This is a genomic window from Bradyrhizobium sp. SZCCHNRI1009 (assembly GCF_032487575.1).
Classification (GTDB): Bacteria; Pseudomonadota; Alphaproteobacteria; order Rhizobiales; family Xanthobacteraceae; genus Bradyrhizobium.
Window position 1 is genome coordinate 18913 of record NZ_JAUEUL010000015.1, and the last position, 10845, is coordinate 29757.

At 65.7% G+C, this 10845-nt stretch carries 1 protein-coding gene; it reads left to right on the top strand.

The window, feature by feature from the left end:
- The first annotated feature begins 13 nt into the window (after positions 1 to 13).
- The gene (locus QX010_RS23165) at positions 14 to 10558 is read left to right on the top strand and encodes a LysM peptidoglycan-binding domain-containing protein (protein ID WP_316182096.1); all 10545 of its coding nucleotides are present in this window, start codon (positions 14 to 16) and stop codon (positions 10556 to 10558) included.
- Positions 10559 to 10845: the final 287 nt, after the last annotated feature.

Consider the following 10845-nt stretch of genomic DNA (forward strand, 5'->3'; position numbering starts at 1 on the left):
GGAGCGCCGGCTGATGAGCGCTATCGACAATCTCCGCGCCGCTGTCGAAGCCGCCGCCGGCGAGACCGCGTTCGCGCTCGATGCCGCCTTCCTGACGGCGGGCCTCGCCGATCCCGCCGTGAAGGTCCCCGCCGACTACGACACCTGGCTGAGCCAGGCCTTCTTCCTCAAGACCGCGGCCGATTTCAAGGTCACGGTGGAAAAATCCGACGTCGGCCCCGTGGAAGGGGCGGCGTTCACGGTGCAGTCGGCGACGATCCCGTTCATCGGCGCCACCGCTCCGCTGGCCGCGAAGGCCACGCTCGTGTTCACGGTGAACGGCGACCAACTGATCGTGCAGGCCGAGGCGACGCCGTCGAACTGGACCTGGACCAGCAGCTTCGCCTTCATGGGCGGCTTCCCGTTCAATCAGTTCGGCACGCTGAAGAACGTCAGCTTCGTGTTCTCGACGGCGACCGGCAGCTATCCGTACGGTGACTCCGCGGGGCGTGCCGTGAGCGGCGGCGCGGTGCAGAATTTCGACGCCAAGGTCGCGCTGCCGGACGTCGCCAAGCCGTTCCTGCTGCTGTTTCCGGGGCTCACCGCGCCGACCGGCGACCTGCTGCTGAGCGGCGCCCTCAACATGGGCATCTTCAACGGCGAGACCGTTCTGTTCCCGCCGGGGCAATTGCGGGCGGCGATCCAGGACGGCACATTCAAGCTAGCGTCGCAGTTCACGGTCAAGGATCCGAGCCTGGCCCTGACCATTCCTGTGCCCGATGGCGCTGACGAGGTCGATGGCGTCCTGGTGCTGGCCGATCTCGTCGATCCGGATGCGGGCGACCAGGCGCCGACGCTCGCGATCTCCTCGCAGTTCGACATCGGCGGTACCGGTTCCTATCAGCTCGACGTCGAGATCACGCCCGGCGCGGATGCCAACTATTCGGTGGCGCTCGCCGTGGTCACAGGCGGCGATCCGCTGACGCCGGCGACGGTGATCGAGGTGATGGGCGGCAATGGCGGCTATCTCGCCGCGACTCCCGACGTGCTGCAGCAGTTCCTCGCCTTCGTCGGTCTCAACGGCTTCTCGATCGCCGGCACGCTCGGCAGCTCGCCGACGATCACGGCCGTCTCGATCGAGATCGGCAGCTCAAAGAACACGAGCTGGCAGATCCTGCCGGCGACCGGCGTTCTCGACTTCAAGATCACCAGCTTCTCGCTGCAATGGTCGATGGCGTATCCGTTCGACGGCACCAAGCGACAGCAGACCTATGATTTCACCACCGAGTTCGTGCTGGCACCGAGCGTCTTCAAGGGACCGGACGGCGAGGGCGACGGCGTGTTCACCGTCCAGTTCACGTCAGCCAAGCAGTTCTACGCGTCCTTCGCGGGCACCGCCAAGCTGAGCGACTTCCTGACGGCGCTGTCCAGCGGCGCGGTTGTGCTCGACGTGGAGAATGTCGGGGATTTCGAGCTCGGCGACATCGCGGTCGCGGTCGACTACGGCGCGCAGAGCTTTCAGTTCGATGCCGGCTTCAGCCTCACGCTCAATCTGCTCAAGATCAACGATCAGCCGATCCTTGCCGTGCGAGAGGGGACGGTCTCGATCGCGGCGCAGACTCCGACGCAGACGCCGGACGGGGGCAACGCGACGACGCTGCTGCGGGCGGCGCCGCTGCCGATGCTACGGACCTCGCGAGGAGGCGCGCTGCAAACCGCCTCGCAGACGCAATGGAAGTCGAGCGTCGGCGGCTTCCTCGATGTCGGCCCGTTGCACACCAAGGTCAGCGTGACCTATGACGGGTTCGAAACGCCGAAGCGGTGGGATCTCGCCGCCTCGCTGGAGGAGTCGCTCGAGGTCTCGGACCTCATCAACCAGTTCTTTTCGCCCGGCAGCGCCTACGGTTTCCCGAGCTTCCTGCCCGGCGACCTCACCATCTCCGAATTCGCGATCACCGCGACCATTCCGGCGGAGCAGGGCGAGCTGGAGACGAGCTACGACATCACCGTCGGCTTCGAGTGGACATTCGCATTCGGCGATCAGACCGTCGGCATCGATCCGGCACGGCTCGGCGTCAGTTATGACGGCAACAAGCCGGCCCAGCAGCAGTTCTCCGGCTTCGCGCAAGGCACCTGGGTCTACTCGGCGATCAATCTCAAGCTCACCATGGGCTATGAGTTCAAGACGACCGAGGCGGGCTCGAACAACATCCTGTTCGTCGAGTGGGAAGGTTTCCGAGCCGCCTGGGAGAGCGACAAGGAACTGGTCACGTTCAGCCTCAAGGGCTGGAGCATCGGCTCGCTAATCCAGGCGCTGGTCCGCACGCTCGGAAATCCGTACTTCACCCTCGACTCGCCGTGGGATCTCCTCAACCAGATCTCGCTCGATGCGCTACGCGTCAACGTCTCGCTCAAGAACGGCGAGAGCTTCTCGCAACGCCTGTCGGCCACTTACGAGCTGTCGAGTCCGATCAACCTCGGCTTCATCAGCATCACCGCGCTGACCTTCCGTCGCGACACCGACGGCAAGGTGACGCTTGCCATCGAGGGCTCGAGCCCGCTCGTCGCCGACGATCCGGCGTTCAAGAATCTGCTCGATCCGGCCAAGGGGCAGGACGTGAAGGACCTGCCCTCGGTGCCCGGCCGGGGCGAGGAATGGTTCAAGCTGTTCCTGCTGGTGCTCGGGCAGCGCATCGGCATTACCGGCCATTCCAGCTTCGAGAGCACCAAGGAGGTGATCTGCGCGCTGCAGTCCGTCCCCAGCACGACGGGCAAGATGAATCCGGTCGATCCCAATGCGGACGACGGCGGGACACCGGGGCTGCCCTATTACGACCAGTCCAACAACTGGCTCATTGCCGGGCATCTCGGCCTGATGAAGGTGGCGGGCGCCTGGTCGATCGATGCGATGCTGGTGTTCAACGACCCCAATCTCTATGGTCTGCGGCTGGCACTCGCCGGCGAGAAGATGGGCGGGCTCGCCAATCTCGTCGTCGACATCCTCTACAAGAAGATCACCGACGACATCGGCGTCTACCAGATCGATTTCACCTTCCCGGACATCATCCGCAATCTCAATTTCGGCGCGGTGTCGATCACGCTGCCGCAGCTCGGGATCAAGGTCTATACCAACGGCGATTTCTTCATCGACATCGGCTTCCCCTACAATCTCGATTTCCGCCGTTCCTTCTCGATCTCGGTGATCGTCTACGGCGTTCCGGTGCTGGGCGCCGGCGGCTTCTACATCGGCAAGCTCTCCAACGCGACCTCGACAAGGATCCCGAAGACCCATCTCGGCACCTTCGATCCGGTGATCGAGTTCGGCATCGGGCTGCAGCTCGGTTTGGGCTACAATTTCGAGAAGGGGCCGCTGAAGGCGGGTTTCGCGCTCACGGTGTTCGGCATCGTTGAAGGCGTCGTGGCGCCGTGGCATCCCTATAACGCCACGCGCACGCTGGCATCGCGTGCCAGCAGCGGCGCGCTGCAAAGCGATTATTACTTCAGGCTGTCGGGCACCGTCGGCATCATCGGCCTGCTCTATGGCAGTGTCGATTTCGCGATCATCTCGGCCTCGGTCAATGTCAAGATCGTGCTGTCGATCCAGCTCACCTATGAGAGCTATCGCGAGATTCCGGTGGTCGCCAGCGCCAGCGTGACGATCAGCCTGAAGGTCAAGATCAACCTCGGCCTGTTCTCGATCTCGATCAGCCTGTCGTTCTCGGCCCAGGTGTCGGCAACCTTCGTGATCGGACAGACCAGCACGGCGCCGTGGGAGGTTCAGGGGGCACGCGCCGACGCGCTGCTGATGCAGCGGGCGCATGCCCGCGGACCGGACGCGGCGATGCGGCTGGCGCGCAGCCTGAAGCCGCGACCGAAGCGGCTCGCGCCGGCCGCCGCTCATCGCATGGGCCTTGCCGCCGTCGAAGGCAACAAGCCCAAGCTGTCGCTGATGGCGGGCGCGCAGTACACCGTGCTTGCTCCGGAGAAAGCCACCGACGCAGCCTCGAACCAAGGGGCATTCGTGCTCCTGCTCGCGATGGACGCGCCGGATGCCGCGGCCAGCGCGCCGTCCGCCACCAAGACGTCCTTCGACGTGCTGGCCGAGGTCTACTTCCCCTGGATCATTGATGCACTGGGGAACGAGAGCGGGGATGCGGCCGAGCTCGCCGAGACGCTGGCCACGTCGGTGACGCTCACCCAGCTCGAGGCCTATGTCGCGCGCCTCGCCGACACGGCCGATCCGTTCCTGTCGATCAAGGGTCTGTTGCAGTTCCTGGCCGACGCCTTCACGCTCGACATCTTCAATCCGGCGACGGCGCAATCCTCGGGGCTGAAGACCAAGCTCGATGCCGGCTCGGTGCTGTTTCCGGTGTTCGACGGATTGAAGCTGCAGGTCCCCGGCGTGTCCGGCGGCCAGACGTCGCCGATTGCGTTCGAGACCTACACCACGGCGACGCCCGGCTATGCGACCGCGGTCAGCAAGCTGTTCGCGCAGGTGGCTGCGGACATCCAGGCCCAGAACAAGGAAGCGCGCCGGCTTGCCGCGGAGAGCGATGCGAACTCGGCAGAGTCGATGGCGGCCCTGGTGTTCGTCGACACGTTCACGCTGATCGCGCGCCAACTGCTCCAGGCCGCGGCCGACGCGCTGCAGAGCTATGCCTATCCGCTGACCGCGACGAGCAGCATCGGTGCCATCCTGGATGAGCTGAACGGAATCGTCGGCAACGCCTTGACCATTGCCGATATCGTCCAGCCCAACGTCGATCATGCCTTGGGAGCCGGGCTGTCGCTGCATATCGACGACCTCGAATACGTCGTTCAGACCGGCGACACCCTGCAAAGCATCGCTGGCCGCTATTCCGACGCGGCGCCGACGCCGCGCTGGACCACGACGCCGGACCGCCTGATCGTGGCCAACCGGTCACGCCACATGCTGCAGGGCGGCGTCATCCTGCTGCTCACCAACAGCCAGGGCAAGGAGCAGATCTATGTGACGCGGCAGGGCGACAGCTTCGACGAAATCGCGCTGCAACTCGGCGCGATCTCGATCGACGCGCTCGCCGCACAGAGCGTGCTCTATGGCGCCGCCGGCCTGCTGCAGCCGACCTTGCCGCTCGCGATCTGGCCGATCACCTACAGGACCGCCGGGGCATCCGGCCCGTCCTCCGATACGCTGGCGACGGTCGCGAGCCTGTTCCAGACCACCGCGGTTGCGGTCGCAGACGCCAATCGCGGTGTCGCCGGACTGTTCTCGGTGCAGGCGGAGCGCGGCCTGCTCACCGTCGCTAATCTTCAGGCTCTGTCGGTCGGCGCATTGTGGTCGGCGATCGCGGCCACGGGCCAGGTCGGCCAGACCGCCGGCATGGTCTCGCGCTTCCTGGTCTATGGGTTGCGGCTGCCGGTCCAGGACGGACTGACGCTGTCGCCTGCGTTCCTCTATCCAAGGACGCAGTCGGGCTACGGTGTCTATCAGCTCACCGGCCAGCAGTTCCCGACGCCCAGCTCTGCCAGCGGCTACAAGATCGACTTCGCGCGCGAGACGCAGAGCCACGGTGTCCTGCTCGACTTCATCATGCTGAATGCCGGCACCGGCCTCAGCATGGAGGTTGATCTGAGCCAGGCCTTTGCCGCGTTGAACGTCGTCGTCAGCTGGGCCAGGACGCCTGGCAATTTCGTTCCGAGCCCGACGTTTGCGGCGCTGCCGCTTGCCGAGCGCCAGCCGCGGCCGTTCACCGCCAGCGGCTATGCGCGTTGGTCGAGCGGATCCGTCGCGAGTCTGCTGGCGCTGACGAATCGCAGCGGCATGGCCGCGGCCGCCGATGCCGGTGCGCAGACGCAGCCGACGCTGTGGAGCCTGCCGCCGGCGCAGACCAATCTGGTCGCCACGCGCGAGCAGTCGATCCGCGCCGTCATGCCGGATCTACGTTCGACGTTCGCGCTGCTGCCGAAGTTCCAGCCGCAGATCGGGCGCAGCAATCCCGCGACCGCACGCACCGACTATGCTGACCTGGGGCGCTGGGCTTGGTGCACGCGGCTCGACATTGAGATCAAGCGTCTGCCGGATGCGGCGGCGCTGGCTGCTCAGGGCACGGGCGCAGGCGATCTGCCGAGCGGTCCGGCATCCGCGCCGTCGCTGCCGTTCGTCTATGAGCTGGTCGGACCCAGCTCGGAGGATGCGGTCCGGCTGCAGCGCATCCTGACCGCCATGGATGCGCTGGGCGAAGGCATCGCCTCCGCCGTCTTCCTGCTCTACAACCAGTCCGGACCGGGCGCGCCGATGCTGGTGACGCCGGCGGACGCCAACTTCCTCGCCTTCATCACCCAGACCAACCTGTCGACCGAGACCAATCCGGCGGCGGCGCTGCGGCTGATGCTGAGTGCCGAGGATGCTCCGCCGCGCGGCATTGCCAATTCTCCGGCGCAGTTCATCCGCCTGATGTGGGAGCTCAGCACGGTCCGCAGCGGCGGCTACTATCTCTACTACGAGAACGTCGAAAGCGAGGAGGGCCTGCCGGCGGCCGTGTTCGATTCCTCGGGCTCCGGCATCGTGACGATGGTCGTGACGTTCGCGGCGCAGGGCAGCGAGTCCTTCGGCACCACGCTTCCCGATTTCGTCAACGCCTTCGTGACGACCGACGCCGTCGATCCGCAGAGCGACCTGGTGCAGACGGTGTCGCTGGCCTCGACCGGCCCAACGGCGCCGGTCGCAGCAGGAGCATCGCTCGACGCGCTCGCGGCGATCTACGGCCCCGGGCCCGGACGGATCGCCGAGGTCAACGCGACCAGGCCGCTCGCCGCGGACGCGCTGGTGCCGATCGTGGGCGCGGTCCGCCAGCTCACCGACGCGGATCTGGTCCGCGGCACCGGCGGGGCGATCGATGCGCAGGCCACGCTCGACAAGCTCGCCAGGCTGTTCTCCGCCGGTGCAGTCCGTCCGATCACCGGCCAGGACATCGCCGCATTCAATCCGCAAGTCGCCGTTGCGCTCGCGGCGGTGTTCTACATCCCGCCGCTGACCTATCAGGTCAATTCCTCGGCCGCGCCCGGAATGAGCTTTGCCAGCATGGCCGCCTATTACGGCTTGGACGTCGACCTGATCGCCCGCGGCGCCAGCGCTGCGCCCGGACTGTTCCCGGTCAATGCCGTGCTCGATCTCGATCCTCAGCTGTTCTCGCTACGCGACCAGTTGCCACCGCAGAACATCGGGTTCGCCCTGACGCGCGACAATTTCGGCCTCCCGCCGGACGATCCCGCCGCGCCGGACTTCGCCAAGAAGACGATGTATCAGCTCTACACCTCGCTTGCTGCCGGGCTCGCCGGCAACGTCTTCTACAAGGTCAGTCCGCTCGGCATGCCGTTCGGTCCGCAGGATCACGACGACAACGAGGCCAGTGCGTTCGAGAGCCATGCCCGCTCGGCGACGACGCGCGGCAACCGGCTGGCGCAGGTCGCTCTTGCCGATTTCGACTATCGCCAGTCGATCGGCATCGGGGCGCAGTTCGCGCTGGTCAACGCCGCGCCCGATCCGTCCGATTCCAATCTGCCGCCTAAGGCGGCCAATCCCTATCTCGGTGTCGGCACCATGGCGCAGGTCGCGCTGCAATGGCGCGATATCTTCGGCAACACCACGGTGACGCCGTTCGAGGCGCCGCCGCAACGGTATCGCGGCGCGCTCAACGGGGCTGCGGTGCCGATGCTGTACCGCGACGAGCTGATCGGGCTCGGGTCCTGGATCAATACCAACGCCAGCTACACCTATGAATCCGCGAGCGGTGCGGCGTTCAAGCTTGCATTGTCCCTCAACGCTGCGGCCTATGCAGGGCCGGACGGTGCGGCGCGGGCCGCCGACGATCTCTCGCTCTACACCCGGATCTACTATCAGCTGCATCAGGACTATTCCGCCAATGTCTCCGTGAAGGTGCCGGGCGTTTCCGGCAACGCGGTGGCAATGCGGCTGTCGAATTCGCTGCTAGCCAAGCCCGACGTGGACCTCACCGATGCGCAGGCGGACATCATTCGCGGCTATGTGCGCGCCTGCTTGCTGTATCTGAAGCTCGTGACGCAGGGACAGGCGCCCGCAGCCCCCGCTGCGACGCTGTCGCTTCCTGTCGACGTCAATGCGATCGCTGCGGGCAACATCCTCGAGCTCGACGTGACGCTCGCGCTCAGCCGCAATCCGCTGCTGGTCGATCCGGCCGTGGCGGCGTTGCAGGGCGGCACCGGCGTGGTCGCAGCGATCCTGCCGCGGGCCGACGGCGACGGCAACGTGTCCTATACGGTGTTCAGCACAGCGGTCGAGGCGATTTTCGCCACGGCCGATTGGTATCTCAAGGTCGGGCAGGGCCTGTCCCGCGACGGCGAGGATGCGGCCGACGGCGCGCAGCAGCTCTGGGCGGTGCGCTTCGGCAAGGCGGCCGGGAAAGGCATCCATTTCAAGCTGGGCACGTCCCCGAGCTATTTCGCGCCGAAACCGATCGCCAAGGCGTTGACGAGCGGCGATGTGACGATCACGCGCTACGACACCGGCGAGATTGACACGCTGCATCTTGACGGCGCCGACCTGAACCAGTGGTTCCAGAGTACGCTGGACGCGATCGATCTGTTCCTGTCGGCGGCCTATGCGCCGCACGCCTTCATCCTCGACCTGATCGACGATGTGACCGATCCGCTCACGGATGGTTCATTGGGACGCGTGCTGTCGACCAAGGAATTGCTGGCGGATACGATCAGCCTGAAGACGCTGCCGGTGCTGTCGACCAGCGCGGGCGATCCCTCGACCGCCTTTGCCGCAGCTGAGAAGCTGCGCCAGCAGCTGCTCAACCAGCTCGGCGCAGCCTATCGGGCCGGTGCGGCCGTCGTGTTCGGGCTGACCGAGGTCACCGGTGGCGGCGACAACAATCCGGCCGGTCCGCCGAACCTCTACGGTCAGCCGGGCGGAAGCATCAAGGGCGCGGCGGACAATCAGAACTACACGCTGACGCCGACGCGCATCCCGCTCGGCGAGGTCTACGATCCCGCTAGCAAGACCTGGTATGATCCGCGACTGGCCTTCGTGTTCGCCACCAAGAACGTCATCGATCAAGCCTATGTGCCGCTGAAGCTTACGCTGTCGCTCACCCATCTCGAGTTCGAGCGGCGCACCGTCCCCGGCATCGACGGCTATGTCGGTTCGCGATGGCTCGCCTTTGTCAATGGACCGTTCGATTATCCGTTGGGAACGCAGGTCGCCAACATTCCGGTCGTCAATCGCGACCTGCCGACGCCGCCCACGGTCTCCGCCCAGCAGGCGCTGCAGCTCACCGGCGAGGGCGCGACCGATCCGTCGAAGCTGAGCGCCTGGTGCTATTCGTTCGACTATCTCTATCAGCAGGCGGCAGCAGACGCGGTGTCCTGCACGGTGGAGTTCAACCGTCCGACCATGCCAACGCTGCGCCGCTCGGCCAGGCTGAGCGGGGAGCCGGATCTGTTCACCGCGCTGGCGCAGTTCGTGACCAACTATCCGGCGATCCTGCGCGATCTCAACCAGTATCTGGTCGGCATCGATGGCGCCGAACCCGATCCGGCGACGCTGGCGGCTGCGCGCAAGGCGACCGCCGCCTTTGCACTGGAAACCAGGCAGGTCGCGGATGCCTACGCGCGGGAGAGCGTGGGAGCTGCAAGACTGGCGGCCGCACCGGCACATGTGATCGTGAAGTTTCTGTCGACGCTCGACGGCACTGCGGAAGGACACGCGCGCACCAATCTGGTCAACATCACCATCGATGGGATGGCGGCGAGCTGGAATGCGGTAGCCAATACGATCTCGAACGGCACCACCACGCTCCCGGCGCCGGTCATCGCAATCATCGCGCCCGAGCTCTATACGCCCCAGGCGGTGCCGCCGGCGGAGCTGCCCGCAGGCGTACAGATCGCATACGTCTATACGCGTCAGGTCGACGGCAAGACGGTTTATCTCGGCGAAGCGGAGGCACGTGGTTTGCCGGCCCGGACGGTGTCGGTCGCGACGCTCGACGTCCTGCTGTATCAGAGCGGCTGGGCCTCGGTGTTCGTGCAGCGCAATCTCGCGCTGTTCCCGCTGGCCGATCTCAAGACCACCAGCACCAACCCGGCATTCCTGTTCCAGACGCCCGAGGTGCGGTTCGCCTCCACCGTGGTTCCCCAGCTGAATTATACGTCGTTCCCGCTCGACGCGATGCCGGGCGCATCCGGTGACCTCGACGCGCGCCTGACGACATTCTTCGCCGCGCTCTATGCCAACGGCAATGGCAGCACCAGCGACGAGGTCGCGATGCAGGGCATGTACAGCTATGAGATCGTGGCCGGCCAGCCGGCGATCCCGCGCGTCCGGGTGCCGATCAACCTGCTGACGCCGACCCCATCGGTGGTCGATCCCGGTGTGAAGCCGACCTTCGTGGCCCCGTTCGCGCAGATGATCGATACGTGGCGCGGGACGACCAGGCCAACGACCGCGGGCCATGCCCGTGTCGAGATCGAACTGAAGGTCTTCGGCGGCGTCGGCGATGCGACACAGCCGTTGATCCAGGTCGGCCGGCTCACTCACGACGTCGCGACCGCTTGAGCCCGTCGGTCCCGGCATCGAAACTGCGGCCGTCGTGGGGAGCATCTGGACAGGCCGCCCGCAGGGTGGGATCGCATTGGGTCCGGGCGCAGGGCTGGTCAATGGCTCTGGCGCGCTCGGAGAGATTCGAACTGAACTCCTGACGAATTGATTTCTATGCATTATTTCGCAAGATCGTGGTTTGAGGGACAAATCAAGGGACAGGTCGTTCTGTCTTGCCGTTATCAACAAGCTTCAAAGGTCGGTGCACCTAACAAAGCGCGGATTGGGCGGAGGGCGGTGTTTGC